Genomic DNA, 16824 nt, shown 5'->3' with positions numbered 1-16824 from the left:
AGCACTGCCGGCGGGTGTGACATTGCGCACCCGCTAGCGTGCAGGGCGTGACCGAACAGAACCCACTGGTACTCGTCGACCGCCCGCGCCCCGGCGTGGCGCTGGTCACCCTGAACCGCCCCGAGCGGATGAACTCGATGGCGTTCGACGTCATGGTCCCGCTCAAGGCGGCGCTCGATGACGTCACCAACGACAACGATGTGCGCGCGGTCGTCCTGACCGGCGCGGGGCGCGGGTTCTCCTCCGGCGCCGACCACAAGTCGGCCGGCTCGGTGCCGCACGTCGCGGGGCTCACCCGGCCGACGTTCGCGCTGCGGTCCATGGAAGTGCTCGACGACGTCATCCTCGCCCTACGCAAGCTGCATCAACCGGTTATCGCGGCGGTCAACGGGGCGGCGATCGGCGGTGGCCTGTGCCTCGCGCTGGCGTGCGACATCCGCGTCGCCGGCGAGGGCGCCTACTTCCGGGCCGCGGGCATCAACAACGGTCTGACGGCGAGCGAATTGGGCCTGTCCTATCTGCTGCCGCGGGCCATCGGCACGTCGCGGGCGTTCGAGGTGATGCTCACCGGACGGGACATCGACTCGGCGGAGGCCGAGCGGATCGGTCTGGTGTCGCGGACCGTCGCCGACGATCAGCTCCTGCAAACCTGCTTCGACATGGCCGAGCGCATCGGCTCGTTCTCCCGCCCGGGAATTGAATTGACCAAGCGGACTCTCTGGAGTGGACTGGACGCCGGTAGTCTGGAGAGCCATATGCAGGCCGAAGGCCTGGGTCAGCTCTTCATCCGACTGCTCACCGCCAACTTCGAAGAGGCGGTTGCTGCGCGCGCCGAGAAACGACCCGCGGTCTTCACGGACGACAAGTAAGCCGGCACGGACCGCCCGGCACAGCTAAGGAGGCAGCAGCGTGATCACCGCAACGGACCTGGAGGTCCGCGCCGGAGCGCGCACGCTGCTGGCCTTCGAGGGTTCCGCGCTGCGGATCCAGCCGGGCGACCGGATCGGTCTGGTCGGCCGCAACGGTGCCGGCAAGACCACGACGCTGCGCATCCTGGCCGGTGAAGGCCAGCCGTATGCCGGGACGGTCGAGCGCATCGGCGAGGTCGGTTACCTGCCGCAGGATCCGAAGGAAGGCGATCTGGACGTCCTGGCCCGCGACCGGGTGCTCTCGGCCCGCGGCCTGGACACGCTGCTGGCCGACCTGGAGAAGCAGCAGGCCATCATGGCCGAGGTGGTCGACGAGGCCGCCCGCGACAAGGCGGTGCGCCGGTACGGCGTTCTGGAGGAACGGTTTTCGGCCCTCGGTGGATACGCCGCCGAGAGCGACGCCGGCCGCATCTGCGCCAGCCTGGGCCTGCCGGACCGGGTGCTGACGCAGCCGCTGCGGACCCTGTCCGGTGGTCAGCGTCGCCGTATCGAACTGGCCCGCATCCTGTTCGCGGCCTCGGAGGGCTCCGGTTCCAACACCACGCTGCTGCTGGATGAGCCGACCAACCACCTCGACGCCGACTCCATCGGTTGGCTGCGCACGTTCCTGCAGAGCCACACCGGCGGTCTCGTGGTCATCAGCCACGACGTCGAACTGCTCGCCGACGTGGTGAACCGGGTGTGGTTCCTCGACGCCGTGCGCGGCGAGGCCGACGTCTACAACATGGGCTGGCAGAAGTACCTCGACGCCCGCGCCACCGACGAGCAGCGCCGGCGCCGTGAGCGCGCCAACGCCGAGAAGAAGGCGGGTGCGCTGCGGGCGCAGGCCGCCAAGATGGGCGCCAAGGCCACCAAAGCCGTTGCCGCACAGAACATGCTGCGCCGCGCCGAGCGCATGATCGCCGAGCTCGACGCCGAGCGGGTGGCCGACAAGGTCGCCAAGATCAAGTTCCCGACGCCGGCGCCGTGCGGCAAGACCCCGCTGATCGTCAAGGGCCTGACCAAGACCTACGGCTCGCTGGAGATCTTCACCGGCGTGGACCTCGCGATCGACCGGGGTTCGCGGGTCGTGGTCCTCGGCCTCAACGGCGCCGGTAAGACGACGCTGTTGCGCCTGCTGGCCGGGGTGGAGACCGCCGACGCCGGCGGCATCGAACCGGGCTACGGCCTCAAGATCGGGTACTTCGCGCAGGAGCACGACACCCTCGACAACGCCGCGACGGTGTGGGAGAACATCCGGCACGCCGCCCCAGACACCGGGGAACAGGATCTGCGTGGCCTGCTGGGCGCGTTCATGTTCACGGGCCCGCAGCTGGATCAGCCCGCCGGCACGCTGTCCGGTGGTGAGAAGACCCGGTTGGCGCTGGCCGGCCTGGTCGCCTCGACTGCCAACGTGCTGCTGCTCGACGAGCCGACCAACAACCTCGATCCGGCGTCGCGCGAGCAGGTGCTCGACGCGCTGCGCAGTTACGCCGGTTCGGTGGTGCTCGTGACGCACGATCCGGGCGCGGCCGAAGCGCTCAATCCGCAGCGCGTGCTGCTGCTGCCCGACGCCACCGAGGACTTCTGGTCGGACACCTACCGCGATCTCATCGAATTGGCCTGACCTGATTCACCGAATCGCCCGCGCCGAGCGAGCGCTGTTCTTACGCTGATTCCCGTCAGCCCGGTATACCGCCGGGGGAGAGTCAGGGGACCGGCGATGAGGCAATCCAAGGCATCTCGCGACCAGATGATGACCCAGCTGCGTAACGCCTACGAGAGCGGCGCCAGTATCAGGTCATTGGTGGCCACGTCCGGAAAATCCTATGGGTCGGTGCACAGCATGCTGGTGCAGTCCGGCGCGGTGATGCGCAGCCGCGGCGGCCCGAACCACCGCAGCCGCAAGATCGCCTGAACGACCCTGCGGCCCAGCCCCTTTCGCCGTGACCGGACAGTCGCGGCGTAACCCGTTGGTGCTCCTTAGATTTCGTCGGTCAGCCGGACCGGGGCGATCATGTCGAAGACGTCGCCCGGACCGGGGTTGGTGGGCGAGGTCGACCCGCCGAACTGGTCCATCACGGCCCACACCGCGTTGAGCGCCGTGGTGATCGCGCCCTCTGCCCAGCCCGCCGTCCACGAGATGTCGTCGCCCGCCAGGTAGATGCCGCGATGGCGCGCGTCGAGGTCACGCTGCATGAAGTGCGTGTACAGCAGCTCCTGGTAGCGGTAGTGGCCCGGCAGGTTCGCCTTGAATGCACCCATGAAGTTGCGCTCGGTCTCCCATGAGACCGTCTTGGGCGTCTCGATGATGTGGCTGCGGATGTCCACGTTCGGGTAGATCGCCTGCAGCGACTTGAGCATCAGATCCATGCGCTCGGTGGCGCCCAGCGGCACGATCTTCCGGGAGTCGTCCTCCCAGGTGTACGACAGGCAGATGACGCCGGGCTTCTCGTTGCCGTCGGCGTCGAGCCCCTGGTCGAGCAGATAGGTGCCGCGGCTCATCCGGTCGGTCAGAGTCATCGACATGACGTCGCGGCCCTGAGCGTCCTTGTCCTTCCAGAACGGGCGGTCGACCAGTATGAACACCTTGGACGAACCCATGTAGTGCGTCTGCTCGATGGCCGACCACACGTTGGACGGGAACAGGTCGTCGTCGCAGCGAATGTTGTTGAGCAGCATCCACGATTGGGCGGTGACGATGACGGCGTCGTAGGTGCGCGTCTCGCCGTCGGCGTCGGTGATGGTGTAGCGGTTCGGGTGCATGCGCCGGATGTCGGTGACGGCGCCGCGGGTCCGGCCGCCGTGCAGCGATTCGAGCGAGGTACCGGCGGGCCAGTGGGCGAGGCGCTGCGGGGAACGCTTCCACAACCGCAGCGGCAGTTGCTGCGAACCGCCGACCACGCCGCGGTGGTTGTCGTCGGCCTCGGTGAGCACCACGCGCAGGATTTCGAGCATCGAGCTCGGGTAGTCGGTGTCCCAGCCGCCCGTGCCGAAGCCGACCTTGCCGAAGATCTCGCGCAGCTCGAACGACTTGAAGTGGTGCGACTTGGTCAGAAAGCCCCAGAACGTCTCGTCGTCGAGTTCGCGAACGAGCTTGCCCCACGCGGACTTCAGGGCCTGGGTGTCGCGTTCGCGGATGGCGTTCTGGATCGCGTGCAGGTCGGCGCCGTCCTCGAGCGTCTTGCGCCAGGCGTCGGCGACGTCGGTGAAGGCCTGCGGCAGGTCGGCGAGCTTCTCGGCGTAGTACGTCTGGCCCTTGAGGTCGACAACGGTGCTGGGCGTCGCGGGGCCCAGCGGGTTCGGGAATTCGATGGTCTCGATGCCGACCTTGTCGAAGTACTGGTACAGCGTCGTCGACGTGGGTGGGAAGCGCATGGCGCCCATCTCGGCGACCGCGTCCGGGGCGTGCTCAAACGGGATGGACCGCATCCGGCCGCCGATCTGATCCGCCTCGTACACAACGGGTTTCAGGCCCATCTTCATGAGTTCGTAGGCGGCGGTGAGGCCCGCGCAACCGGCGCCGACGATCGCGACCTCGGTGCCGTGGCGGTCGGCCGGGATCTCGCCGAGGCCGTCGGCGGAGGACACGTAGTCGTCGTACGCGAACGGGAAGTCGGGACCGAACATGGTGATCGGCTTGTCGGACGACCGCGGTCCGGTCTCCGACAGCTGCGTCTCTTCGATGGGCTGGGGGACGGTCATCGGGTCTGGTTCTCCTGGTAGAGATCTCGGCGGCGATCGCCGAGATGGGTGTTGACGGCGCGGGACACGGCCACCACGGCGGGATCGATGTGGGTGACGAGGAGGTCCTCGGTCCGGCCGGCGCGACACAGTTCGGTCGTGTCGGGCGCGATGGTGCAGCTCAGTCCGCAGTACTCGAGGCCGTTCTCGAAGCCCGTGCGGTTGACGTACGACAGGAACAGCTGGCTCTCGTAGGCGCGCGCCGGAACGATATGCGTCGCAACGAAACTCCACGGCTCCATGAGCCCGGTGGGGACGACGAGCCACTGGGTGCCGGCGTCGGCGTGCGCGCGGGCGTTCTCCGGGAATTCGATGTCATAGCAGATCAGCAGTCCGCAGGTGACGCCGTCGAGTTCGAACTGCGCGACCCAGTCGGCGCCCGGGGTGAAGAACTCGCGGTCGAAGCCATACAGGTGGGTCTTGCGGTAGTTGGCCAGGGCTGCGCCGTCCCGGTCGACGACCTGGACGCTGTTGTATGGCATGCCTTCCGTGACCTCGGGATACCCGTAGACGACGGCGATCCCGTTGTCGCGCGCGATGTTCCGGACCGCCTGGAAGATCGGGCCGTCGGCGGACTCGGCGCGGGCGGCGATCTCGGTGCCGATGTTGTAACCCGTGGCCGACATCTCGGGCGTGACGAGGATCCGGCAGCCGGCGTCGGCGGCCCGCCGGGCCGCCGCGGCGATGGCCTTGAGATTCTCGGCGACGGTCCCGGATTCCTGCGGGCCTTGGAACATGCCGACGGTGATCATCTACGCGGCGTCCACGCGCAGCTTCGACTTGCGGATGCTGTAGCCGAAGTACACCGCCAGGCCGAGGGCACCCCAGATGCCGAACGCGATCCACGTCGCGACGGGCAGGGCCCACATCAGGTAACAGCAGAACAGGAAACCCAGCACCGGTGCGACGGGGAACAGCCGCAGGCGGAACGTGCGATGCAGATCGGGGCGCGTGCGCCGCAGGATGATGACGGCGATGTTGACCAGCGCGAAGGCGAAGAGGCAGCCGATCGAGGTGGCGTTGGCCAGCTCACCCAGCGACACGAAACCGGCGAGCAGTGACACGACGACGCCGCAGATGACGATGTTCCAGGTCGGCACGAATGTCCGCGGGTTGATCTTGGCGAACAGCGCGGGCACCAGGCCGTCGACGGCCATGGTGTACAGGATGCGGGTCTGCCCGTACTGGACGGCGAGGACGACGCTGGCGATGGCGATGACGGCGCCGATCGACAGGATGATGGCCGGCACATTGCTGCTGGTGATGCCGCTGAGGGCGACGGCCAGGGTGGCGCCTTCGTCGGCGCTGAACTTGGTCCAGCTCATGGCGCCGAGGGCGGCCAGCGCGACGGCGAGGTACAGCACCGTGACGATCAGCAACGAGGCCATGATGGCGCGCGGCAGGTCCCGCTTCGGGTCCTTGGCCTCGTTGCCCGCGGTGGATGCCGCGTCGAAGCCGATGTACGAGAAGAAGACCTGGGAGGCGGCGGCGGAGACGCCGAGGAAGCCCAGCGGCATGAACGGGGTCAGGTTGCCGGCCTTGAACGCGGTGAACGCGACGGCGCAGAAGAACACCAGCACGACGCACTTGAGGATCACCATCGCGGTGTTGACGACGGCCGACTCGGACGCGCCCCGCAGCAGCAGGATCGAGGCGAGGACCACGATCGTGATGGCCGGCAGGTTGATGACGCCGCCCTCACCGGGTGCGCCCGTGACAGCGGCGGGCAGCTCGTTGCCGAACAGCTGGTGGAGCAGCGTGTTGATGTAGCCGCCCCAGCCGACGGCGACGGCGGCGACCGAGACTCCGTATTCGAGCATGAGGCACCAGCCGCACACCCAGGCCCAGAACTCACCCAGGGTGGCGTACGCGTAGGAGTAGGAGCTGCCGGAGACGGGGATGGTGCCGGCCAGTTCGGCGTAGGACAGCGCCGAGAAGAGCGCGGTGACGGCCGCGAGGATGAACGAGAGCAGGACTGCCGGACCGGCTTTCGGGACCGCGGCGCCGAGGATGACGAAGATTCCGGTGCCGAGCGTCGCGCCGATGGACAGGGCGGTCAGATGGATGAAACCCATCGACCGCTTGAGGTGGGGGCCGTCCGGGGTTTCGTTGGCGGCGACGATGTCGTCGACCGATTTTTGTGCGCTCATGGCGCGCAGAATGCCCGGCCGGGGGGCCTCGGTGATGGCCAAGGGAAGCTCCGTGGAGAGGAGGGCGCGCCACGAGATTTGTGACTCGCGTAACAGAGTGCGGTACGTCACTCCCATCTGTCAACATGTGGAGTGAGCTAGGAAACAATTGTTGCCTTTGGCGACGATGAATGCCTACTCTGAGGCCAGTGATCTGAGCCACATCAAAGGGGATGCCATGGCAGGCGCAATCGAGACCCGCTCCATCGACTGGATTCCGACAGGGGAACGCAGGGGCAAGGTGCACCATCAGGCGCCGTTCTGGTTCACCGGGAACTTCGTGCTGACCACCATGGTCACGGGCTTCCTCGGTCCGGCCAACGGACTGTCCGCCGGATGGTCGGTGCTGGCCGCGGTCGCCGGTGCTTGCTTCGGGACGCTCTTCATGTGTTTCCACGCCAACCAGGGGCCCACGATGGGTCTGCCGCAGATGATCCAGTCGCGCGCGCAGTTCGGCTCGCGTGGCGCGCTGGTCCCGTTCATCGCCGTGATCTTCGTGTACATCGGCTTCAACGTCTTCAACACCATCCTCGCCACGTCGGGCTTCAAGACGGTTTTCGCCGGCCCGAACTGGCTCTGGTATCTCGGCCTGATGGTGGCGGCCATCGTCATCGCCGTCGCCGGCTTCGACCTGATGATGGTCGTGCAGCGGTGGCTGACATACCTGCTGATCGTCGTGTTCGGCGTGCTCACCGTCTATGCGCTGTCGACCCTGCACCTGAATGCGGCGGTCCCCGACGGCGGCAAGTTCTCGCTGACGGTGTTTTTGATGCAGTTCGCGGCGGCGGCCGGATACCAGATCTCGTATGCGGTGTACGTGTCCGACTACTCGCGCTACCTGCCGGAGAACACCTCGGCCAAGCACGTCATCTGGTGGACGTATCTGGGTGCCGCGGGTTCGTCGGTATGGCTGATGTCTCTGGGTGCGGTGCTGGCGTCGGCGCTGCCGACGCCGGACGCGATCGTCTCGATCCAGACCGTCGGCAACCAATTACTGCCTGGCTTCGGTACTTTCACCGTCGTGGTGGCGTCGATCGCGCTGGTGACCATCATGTCCGTCAACGCCTACGGCGCGAGCCTGACGAGCATGAGCGCACTGGACGCCTTCCGGCCGATCACGCCGACCGTGCGCCTGCGGGTGCTCGGCATCGCGCTGACGTCGTTGGTCGCGTTCGTCGTCGCGCTGTCGCTGCCCGAGGGTTACCTCGAGTCGTTCAACACGTTCGTGCTGCTGATGCTGTACTTCCTGATCCCGTGGACGGCCGTCAATCTGGTCGACTTCTATTTCGTTCGGCGCGGCCACTATTCGATAGTCGACATCTTCCGGCCGGACGGGATCTACGGCCGGTGGTCGTGGCGCGGACTGGCGGCGTACCTCATCGGCATGGTGTCGATGGTGCCCTTTGTCTCACTGCACTTCCACGAAGGTCCGATCGCCAAGCTGCTTGGGGGAGTGGACATCTCGTTCATCGTCGGCCTCGCGGTGTCCGGGCTGGTGTACTACGTCCTGACCCGTGGCGTGGACCTGGCGCCCGAGCATGCCGCCGTCGAGCGCAGCCGCCAGGAGCTGACTGCCGCCTAGCTATTCGGCGGCCTCGGCCAGCCGCCGCTGCGTCAGCGCCGGGGTCAGCACCCACAACACCTTCGCGCCGGACTGTGCGTCGGCGTGGAAGGCGTGCGGACGGTCCGCCTCGAAGGTCAGCGCGTCGCCCGCATCGAGCGTGATGCGGCTGCCGTTGCCCTCGACGAAGTCGATGTGCAGCCGGCCTTCGGTGACCATGGCGAACTCCACCTCGGCCGGCAGCGAGTAGGTGTCGCTCCCGCTGCCGCCGCCGGGCGCGATGTCGCTCAGCAGGACCTGGAATCGGCGCTCGCCCGTCGGTGTCAGCTGGAATTCGGTCATCCGGGTGCCGCCGAACTCGATGGGCGGGTATTCGCCGGCGCGGACCACCTCGCCGACGGGGGTCTCGTCGAACAGGGAACCGACCTGGAGTTCGAGCGCGTCGCAGATACGGATGAGGGCGGCGACCGACGCGTTCGACTGGCCGCGTTCGACCTTCGACAGGTAGCCCTTGGTCACGCCGCTGGCGGCGGCGAGCTCGTCGAGGGTCATGCGCTTGGCGCTGCGGGCGGCCTTCAACCGGGCGGCGATCGTTAGTTGCGTTGCCGGCGAACCGCCCACGATTTCCTCCTAGGAAACAAAGGTTGACAATAATTCTACTGCCGGAAACAATGAGACCCAAGCCACACGCCACGACTTTGGAGAACTGATGAGCTTCGACCGGTACATCACGACCACCGCGCCCGACGGCCGCGAGATCATCGGCCAGGTCGATGCGAGCCGGTTCCCGCGCTACGCCGAGCCGGCCACGTTCGCCCGGGTGCCGCGTCTGGACCAGGTGTCCGCGCCCGACGTCACGATCCTCGGCGTCCCGTTCGACACCGGCGTGTCCTACCGCCCGGGCGCGCGCTTCGGCCCGGGCCACATCCGCGCCGCGTCCAAGCTGCTGCGGCCCTACAACCAGGCGCTCGACGTGTCACCGTTCGCCAATCAGCAGGTCGCCGACGCCGGCGACATCGGCGTCAACCCGTTCAACATCAACGAGGCCATCGAGACCATCGACACCGAGGTGACCGCGCTGCGCAAGGACGGCAGCGCCGTGCTCACCCTCGGCGGTGACCACACCATCGCGCTGCCGATCCTGCGGTCACTGCACCGCGACCACGGCCCCATCGCCGTGCTGCATTTCGACGCCCACCTCGACACCTGGGACACCTACTTCGGCGCCGCCTACACGCACGGCACACCGTTCCGCCGGGCCAGCGAAGAGGGCCTCGTCGACATGGAGCGGTCGCTGCACATGGGTATCCGTGGGCCGCTGTACAGCAAGAAGGACCTCGAGGACGACGCGATCCTGGGCTTCCAGGTGATCCGCTCCGACGACTACCAGGTCGACGGCCTCGCGAGCGTGCGGGAGCGCATGGTCAAGCGGCTGGCGGGCGGTCCGGTCTACGTGTCGGTCGACATCGACGTGCTGGACCCGGCGCACGCGCCCGGTACCGGGACGCCGGAAGCCGGGGGACTGACGTCGCGCGAACTGCTGCATTCGCTGCGTTCGCTGACCGGTCTGAACGTGGTGGGCGCCGACATCGTCGAGGTGTCCCCGGCGTACGACCACGCCGAGCTGACGGGAATCGCCGCCGCGCACGTCGGCTACGAGCTGCTGTCGGTGATGAGCGCGAACCGCTGAAAGGGTTGAGCCGCTAGGGCTTTCGGCGGACCGATGCCTCGACGATGTCGAGGACGGCCGCCAGATCCTCGCCGGTCTGCCCTGAGGCCAGCCGCGCGATGAGGCCGTCGAGCACCAGGTCGAGATAGATGTGCAGCACTTCGGTGGGCACGTCGTCACGCAGCGTGCCGGCGGCCTTCTTGCGCTCCAGGCGCGCGATGGTGGCCTGGTTGAGTTCCTCGTAGCGCTGCTGCCACTCGGCGCGGAACTCGGCGTCGGTGCGCAGCCGGCGGGCGATCTCCAGCCGGGTGCCCAGCCACTGGTAGTTCTCCGGCTTGGCCAGCATGTTCCGCATGACCTGCACGAGGCCGTCCTTCTCGACGGTCTCGGCCATCCGCTCGCCGTCTTCCTCGGCGAGCGCGAAGAACAGCGCGTCCTTGTCGCGGAAATGGTGGAAGATCGCGCCGCGCGACATCGCGGTGGCTTCTTCGAGAAGCCGCACCGTCGCACCTTCGTACCCGAACTCGGAAAAACAGCGTCGGGCGCCGTCGAGGATCTGCGCTCGACGGGCGGCGAGATGATCGTCGCTGACTTTGGGCACCAGGACTCCTACCGGCGTTCGGTTGGGCAGCCCGGAGGCTGCCCAACCGAATCAGCCAGTTGTCAGGCCTCGCTACCCGACCGCAGCATGTTGCGCAGCACGTACTGCAGGATGCCGCCGTTGCGGTAGTAGTCGGCCTCACCGGGCGTGTCGATCCGGACCACGGCCTCGAACTCGACCTTGGTGCCGTCCTCCTTGGTGGCGGAGACGTGCACCGTCTTCGGCGTCTTGCCGGCGTTGAGCTCCTCGATGCCGGTGATGTCGAAGGTCTCGGTGCCGTCCAGGCCCAGCGACTTGGCGCTCTCGCCGGCCGGGAACTGCAGCGGGATGACGCCCATGCCGATCAGGTTCGACCGGTGGATGCGCTCGAACGACTCGGTGATGACGGCCTTGACGCCCAGCAGCGTGGTGCCCTTGGCGGCCCAGTCACGCGAGGAGCCCGAACCGTATTCCTTGCCGCCCAGCACGACCAGCGGGATGCCGGCCTTCTGGTAGTTCATGCACGCGTTGTAGATGAACTCCTGCGGGCCACCCTCCTGGGTGAAGTCGCGGGTGTAGCCACCCTGCGTGCCCTCGAGGCCGATGGTGTCCAGGATGCGGTTCTGCAGGCGGATGTTGGCGAAGGTGCCGCGGACCATGACCTCGTGGTTGCCACGACGGCTGCCCAGCGAGTTGTAGTCCTTGCGGGCCACACCGTGCGCGTCCAGGTAGTCCGCGGCCGGGGTACCCGGCTTGATCGGGCCGGCCGGGCTGATGTGGTCGGTGGTCACCGAGTCACCCAGCAGCGCCATGACGCGGGCGCCCTTGATGTCCGTGACGGGCGCGGGCTCCATCTCCATGCCGTCGAAGTACGGCGCCTTGCGGACGTAGGTCGAGGCGTCGTCCCAGGCGAAGGTGTCGCCGTCCGGGGTCGGCAGGTTGCGCCAGTTGTCGTCGCCCTTGAACACGTCGGCGTAGGACTTGCGGAACATGTCCTGGCTGATGGCGCTCTTGATGGTGTCGTCGATCTCCTGGGCCGACGGCCAGATGTCCTTCAGGAAGACGTCGTTGCCGTCGGTGTCCTTGCCCAGGGAGTCCGTCTCGAAGTCGAAGTCCATGGTGCCGGCGAGGGCGTAGGCGATGACCAGCGGCGGCGAGGCCAGGTAGTTCATCTTGACGTCGGGGGAGATGCGGCCCTCGAAGTTGCGGTTACCCGACAGCACCGCGGTGACGGTCAGGTCCTCTTCGTTGACGGCCTTGGAGATCTCCTCCGGCAGCGGGCCGGTGTTGCCGATGCACGTGGTGCAGCCGTAGCCACCCAGGTAGAAGCCCAGCTTCTCCAGGTAGGGCCACAGGCCGGCCTTCTCGTAGTAGTCGGTGACGACCTGCGAGCCCGGGGCCATGTTGGTCTTGACCCACGGCTTGCTGGACAGGCCCTTCTCGACGGCGTTGCGGGCCAGCAGGGCAGCACCGATCATGACCGACGGGTTGGAGGTGTTGGTGCAGGAGGTGATACCCGCGACCGCGACGGCGCCGTGGTCGAGGATGAACTCGCCGCGCTCGCCCTTGACGCGGATGGGCTTGCTCGGGCGGCCCTCGGAGCCGTTGGCGGCGGACTGGACGTCGACGGCGCCGTCGTCCGCGAAGGACAGGGCGGCGGGGTCGGAAGCCGGGAACGACTCCTCGACGGCCTCGTCGAGCTTGGTGTGGTCGGCCGGGTGCTGCTCCTCCACGTAGTTGTGGATGTCCTTGCGGAAGGCGATCTTGCTCTCCGACAACAGGATTCGGTCCTGCGGGCGCTTCGGGCCGGCGATCGACGGCACGACCGTCGACAGGTCCAGCTCGAGGTACTCCGAGAAGGCCGGCTCGCGGTCGGCGTCGTGCCACATGCCCTGGGTCTTGGCGTAGGCCTCGACCAGCGCCAGCTGCTCGTCGGTGCGGCCGGTCAGGCGCAGGTAGTTGATGGTCTCTTTGTCGATCGGGAAGATCGCACAGGTCGAGCCGAACTCGGGGCTCATGTTGCCCAGGGTGGCGCGGTTGGCCAGCGGCACCTCGGCGACGCCCTTGCCGTAGAACTCGACGAACTTGCCGACGACGCCGTGCTTGCGCAGCATGTCGGTGACGGTCAGCACCACGTCGGTGGCGGTCACGCCCGGCTGGATTTCGCCGGTCAGTTTGAAGCCGACGACGCGGGGGATCAGCATCGAGACGGGCTGGCCCAGCATGGCGGCCTCGGCCTCGATACCGCCGACGCCCCAGCCCAGCACGCCCAGGCCGTTCTCCATGGTGGTGTGGCTGTCGGTGCCCACACAGGTGTCGGGGTAGGCCTGGCCGTTACGGACCATCACGGTGCGGGCCAGGTACTCGATGTTGACCTGGTGGACGATGCCGGTGCCCGGCGGGACGACCTTGAAGTCGTCGAAGGCGCCCTGGCCCCAGCGCAGGAACTGGTAGCGCTCGGCGTTGCGCTCGTACTCGAGGGCGACGTTCTTCTCGTAGGCGTCGGCGGTGCCGAACACGTCGAGGATGACGGAGTGGTCGATGACCATCTCGGCGGGCGACAGCGGGTTGACCTTGTTGGGGTCGCCGCCGAGCGCGGTGACGGCCTCACGCATGGTGGCCAGGTCGACGACGCAGGGCACGCCGGTGAAGTCCTGCATGATCACGCGGGCGGGGGTGAACTGGATTTCGATGCTCGGCTCGGCCGACGGATCCCAGTTGGCCAGGGCCAGGATGTGGTCCTTGGTGATGTTGGCGCCGTCTTCGGTGCGCAGCAGGTTCTCCGCAAGCACCTTGAGGCTGTAGGGAAGCTTCTCGGTACCCGGAACCGCGTCGAGGCGGAAAATCTCGTAGCTGTTCTCCCCGACAACGAGCGTGTCACGGGCTCCAAATGAATTGCTGCTCACATCAACTCCCGGCTAGATCTCGCCGCGACGGGCTGTGTCAGCGGCGCGTTGCTACCCTAACAGTACGCTTGTCCTATGAGCGCCCAGGGGGTGGCTACAGTCTTGTCGGGTTGTGGGTGTGCCGTCAGGGAGTTCGGCGAAATTCCAGTACCGTTTGCCGCGTGACAACTTTTGCGGCGATGCCGTTTCTGCCGGCGTTCATTCCGCCGGACGTGTGCGCGACGGTCGGGCAGGATCCGGCCAAGACGCCCGTCGACGTGTGCATGGCGACGGTGATCACACAGGTGCGTGACGGTGGGGTCAGTGCGCCGGGCATCGCGCCGCCGGCGAAGGCGCCGGCCACGCCGCAGGAGGCGAAGCAGGCCGCCGAGGCCGCGCAGGAGGCCGCCGCGTTGCGTCAGGTTGTCGCCGACGCGCACGCCAAGGGCATCGACCTCAAGATCGTGGTGTTGCCCACGAGTCCGGGTATCGACACCCCGTTGCGTGACATCGCCGCGGACGTCGGCCATGTGTATCCCGAGTCGACGGTGCTGACCCTCAGTCCGGGTTTCGCCGGCTCGGTCAGCCCGACTTATGACCGGTCGCTGTTGGAAGCCGGTCAGGACCTCGCGAAGACGCCGAGCGTTGTGCAGAACTCGAAGAATTTTGTGAGTCAGCTGGAAACGCCGATATTTCCCTGGACGTCGTTCACCCTGGTGGTCATCCTCGGGGTGGTAGCAGCTGCTGTGGGTACCCGGTTCCTGCAGGTCCGCGCCCGAAAGTCGGCCGCCGCGGCCGCGCCGCAGGACGCCGTCGCGCCCGCATCTCAGTAGCTGGGCGCGGGCCGCCGCGAATTCGAATATCACTATTCGGTCACACCTTTTTCAATTACAACGGTGTGGTTTGTTATCAACGTTTCATTTGTGCAACCTGTGACGTACGGTGCAGTTGGTACCGCATGTTGCAGTTGTGATTAATTGTGATTTCTGCGACTTACGGGACCAACGGATCGAGCCCGCTTCTGCCTTACGCGGGCACCAGCGCGCTGGAGCCTTAGGAGACCTGAGTCAATGGGACGCAGCATTCGCCCCTTCACCGGTGGGCTGGCCACCCGGCTGGGCAGTCGCGTCGGTACCGGGTCACTGGTATTCGGTGTCATGACCGCGTCCGTGTTCGCATCCGGTATCGCGTCGGCCCAACCCGGCGGCAGTGAGATCGCGTCCCTGGTAACGGATCTCGCCAACGCCAACCAGAAGCTGCAGGACCTCGGCGCCGCCATCCAGACCCGGCAGGAATCGGTCAACAAGGCCATCGCCGACGTGCAGACCGCCCGCGACAACGCCGCGACGGCACAGCAGGAGATCGACACCAGCCAGAGCGGACTCAAGGACGCGAATGCGGCCATCGCGGCCGCCCAGGCGCATTTCGACAAGTACGCCGAGGCCGCCTACATCAACGGGCCCTCGGTCAATTACCTGACCGCGACCGATCCCGGCGAGATGATCAACACCGCCGCCACCGGCCAGGCGCTGACCATCAGCTCGCAGGAGGCCATCGCCGACCTGCAGCGCACCCGGACCGAACTGGCCAACCGCGAATCCGCGGCCCGGCTCGCGAAGCAGAAGGCCGACCAGGCCGTCAAAGACGCACAGGCCAGCCAGGACGACGCCGTCAAGGCCCTGACCGATGCCCGCACCACGTTCGCCGACCAGCAGACCCAGCTCGATCAGCTGGTCAGTCAGCGCGATGCGGCGCAGGCCAAGCTCAACGCGGCACGCACGCAATGGGCGGCGAATCCGGGGTCGGCCGGCGCATCCGGAACGCCGGCGGCCGATCCCGGCCGGTACGCCGCCAACTGGGACGGCGCCCCCGCCGCCGCCGGTCCCCGCAAGTGGGACGACGGCGGCTGGGACCCGACGCTGCCCAAGATTCCCAGCGCCAACATCCCCGGCGACCCGATCGCCGTCATCAACAACGTGCTCGGCATGACCGCCACGTCGGCACAGGTCACCCAGCAGATGGGCCACAGCTTCCTGCAGAAGCTCGGCCTGGTGCCCGCCGACGTCACCAAGAGCGGCTTCACCAACGGCGCCATCCCGCGCGTCTACGGCAAGCAGGCCTCGGAATACGTCATCAAGCGCGCCATGTCGCAGATCGGCGTCCCGTACTCCTGGGGCGGTGGCACGGCCGCCGGCCCGGGCACGGGCATCGACTCGGGTGCCGGCACCGTCGGCTTCGACTGCTCGGGCCTGATCCTCTATGCCTTCGCGGGTGTGGGCATCAAGCTGCCGCACTACTCGGGCAACCAGTACGAGATGGGCCGCAAGATCCCGACTGCGCAGGCCCGCCGCGGTGACGTCATCTTCTACGGCCCCGGTGGCAGCCAGCACGTGACCCTGTACCTCGGCAACGGGCAGATGCTCGAAGCGCCCTACACCGGTTCGACCGTCAAGGTCTCGCCGGTACGAACCAGCGGCATGACGCCGTACGTGATCCGTTACATCGAATACTGATTGGGTATTGCATTGCAGGGCAAGGAATTTCACCGGAGAGACCTCCTCGCGGGCGTAGGCGCGCTGGCGCTGGCGTTCGCGTTCGGGCCTGCGCCGAGTGCGGTTGCCGACCCCGACGGCGGGTGGGACCCGACGCTGCCCATGCGGGCCAGCTCGGGTGCTCCGGGTGACCCGGTGGCCATCGCCAACGCGACCTTCCAGGCCAGCCAGCTCGCCCTGCAGACCACCCAGAACCTCGGCCAGAGCTTCCTGTCCAGCCTCGGCCTGGGCGGCAAGCCCAGCGGCGGTGGCGGCGGCAGCGCCACGATGATGCCCGGCGGCCGGGTCGGCGGGAAGCAGGCCATCGAATACGTCATCCGGCGCGGCGGCTCCCAGATGGGTGTCCCGTACTCGTGGGGTGGCGGCACCCTGACCGGTCCGGGTCCCGGCGTCGACTACGACGCCGGCAAGATCGGCTACGACTGTTCGGGTTTCACGCGCTACGCCTACGCCGGCGTCGGCGTCCAGATTCCCAAGTACTCGGGCGACCAGTACAACACCGGCCGCGCGATCCCGCCGTCACAGGCCAAGCGTGGCGACCTGATCTTCTACGGCCCGGGCGGCAGCCAGCACGTCACGATCTACCTCGGCAACGGAAAGATGCTCGAGGCGTCCGGCAGTGCCGGCAAGGTGACGGTCAGTCCGGTCCGGACGGCCGGCATGTCGCCGCACCTGTCGCGCATCATCGAGACCTGATAATCACCTAAGTCCGTCGTGGCAACGTCGACGGATACGC

General features: G+C 67.3%; 14 protein-coding genes. 8 read left to right on the top strand and 6 right to left on the bottom strand.

Features of this window, described 5'->3' with window-relative positions:
* Positions 1–38 precede the first annotated feature (38 nt).
* The 3 genes from G6N46_RS04560 to G6N46_RS04550 all read left to right on the top strand — a co-directional run bounded on the left by G6N46_RS04560 (position 39) and on the right by G6N46_RS04550 (position 2826).
* The gene (locus G6N46_RS04560) at positions 39–869 is read left to right on the top strand and encodes an enoyl-CoA hydratase (RefSeq protein WP_163692595.1); all 831 of its coding nucleotides are present in this window, start codon (positions 39–41) and stop codon (positions 867–869) included.
* A 40-nt stretch (positions 870–909) separates the two neighbouring features.
* Positions 910–2535 carry an ABC-F family ATP-binding cassette domain-containing protein gene (locus G6N46_RS04555; protein WP_061000875.1) on the top strand — a complete coding sequence of 542 codons (1626 nt, stop codon included), beginning with the start codon at positions 910–912 and terminating at the stop codon, positions 2533–2535.
* Positions 2536–2631: 96 nt separating this feature from the next.
* Positions 2632–2826 carry a helix-turn-helix domain-containing protein gene (locus G6N46_RS04550; RefSeq protein WP_029105025.1) on the top strand — a complete coding sequence of 65 codons (195 nt, stop codon included), beginning with the start codon at positions 2632–2634 and terminating at the stop codon, positions 2824–2826.
* 65 nt (positions 2827–2891) lie between these two features.
* Here G6N46_RS04550 and G6N46_RS04545 read toward each other — a convergent pair whose 3' ends face one another.
* The 3 genes from G6N46_RS04545 to G6N46_RS04535 are packed head-to-tail and all read right to left on the bottom strand — an operon-like array spanning position 2892 to position 6802.
* A complete protein-coding gene (locus G6N46_RS04545) occupies positions 2892–4613 on the bottom strand; it encodes a flavin monoamine oxidase family protein (RefSeq protein WP_110767044.1) in 1722 nt (573 codons plus the stop codon).
* Positions 4610–5404: a carbon-nitrogen hydrolase family protein gene (locus G6N46_RS04540; protein WP_064858076.1), complete on the bottom strand. Its 795-nt coding sequence runs from the start codon at positions 5402–5404 to the stop codon at positions 4610–4612. The genes G6N46_RS04545 and G6N46_RS04540 overlap by 4 nt, the downstream gene beginning before the upstream one ends.
* Positions 5405–6802: an amino acid permease gene (locus tag G6N46_RS04535; RefSeq protein WP_234880641.1), complete on the bottom strand. Its 1398-nt coding sequence runs from the start codon at positions 6800–6802 to the stop codon at positions 5405–5407. It abuts the gene before it with no gap.
* A 217-nt stretch (positions 6803–7019) separates the two neighbouring features.
* Between G6N46_RS04535 and G6N46_RS04530 the strand changes: the two genes are divergently transcribed.
* Positions 7020–8423: a purine-cytosine permease family protein gene (locus G6N46_RS04530; RefSeq protein ID WP_138249194.1), complete on the top strand. Its 1404-nt coding sequence runs from the start codon at positions 7020–7022 to the stop codon at positions 8421–8423.
* Here the strand turns inward: G6N46_RS04530 and G6N46_RS04525 are convergent, their stop codons facing one another.
* Positions 8424–9023, bottom strand: a complete 600-nt coding sequence (locus G6N46_RS04525) for a helix-turn-helix domain-containing protein (protein WP_064858075.1) — start codon at positions 9021–9023, stop codon at positions 8424–8426.
* 88 nt (positions 9024–9111) lie between these two features.
* On the opposite strand from G6N46_RS04525, the gene speB reads away from it, so the two are divergent.
* A complete protein-coding gene (gene speB / locus G6N46_RS04520) occupies positions 9112–10092 on the top strand; it encodes an agmatinase (RefSeq protein WP_138249195.1) in 981 nt (326 codons plus the stop codon).
* A gap of 13 nt (positions 10093–10105) precedes the next feature.
* On the opposite strand, the gene G6N46_RS04515 is transcribed toward speB, so the two are convergent.
* Positions 10106–10672, bottom strand: coding sequence for a TetR/AcrR family transcriptional regulator (locus G6N46_RS04515; RefSeq protein WP_061000866.1), 567 nt, complete (start codon positions 10670–10672; stop codon positions 10106–10108).
* A 62-nt stretch (positions 10673–10734) separates the two neighbouring features.
* Entirely contained in the window at positions 10735–13557 is a 2823-nt protein-coding gene (gene acnA / locus G6N46_RS04510) for an aconitate hydratase AcnA (protein ID WP_138249196.1), read from the bottom strand.
* A gap of 179 nt (positions 13558–13736) precedes the next feature.
* On the opposite strand from acnA, the gene G6N46_RS04505 reads away from it, so the two are divergent.
* The 3 genes from G6N46_RS04505 (at position 13737) to ripB (ending at position 16784) form a co-directional block, all read left to right on the top strand.
* The gene (locus tag G6N46_RS04505; RefSeq protein WP_064858073.1) at positions 13737–14369 is read left to right on the top strand and encodes an Rv1476 family membrane protein; all 633 of its coding nucleotides are present in this window, start codon (positions 13737–13739) and stop codon (positions 14367–14369) included.
* 237 nt (positions 14370–14606) lie between these two features.
* Entirely contained in the window at positions 14607–16049 is a 1443-nt protein-coding gene (gene ripA / locus G6N46_RS04500; RefSeq protein ID WP_064858072.1) for an NlpC/P60 family peptidoglycan endopeptidase RipA, read from the top strand.
* A complete protein-coding gene (ripB, locus tag G6N46_RS04495) occupies positions 16050–16784 on the top strand; it encodes an NlpC/P60 family peptidoglycan endopeptidase RipB (protein WP_407665077.1) in 735 nt (244 codons plus the stop codon).
* The last annotated feature ends 40 nt before the right edge of the window (positions 16785–16824 follow it).

The sequence above is a fragment of the Mycolicibacterium phocaicum genome (assembly GCF_010731115.1).
Taxonomy (GTDB): domain Bacteria; phylum Actinomycetota; class Actinomycetes; order Mycobacteriales; family Mycobacteriaceae; genus Mycobacterium; species Mycobacterium phocaicum.
This window is presented reverse-complemented; position numbering and strand designations above follow the sequence as displayed.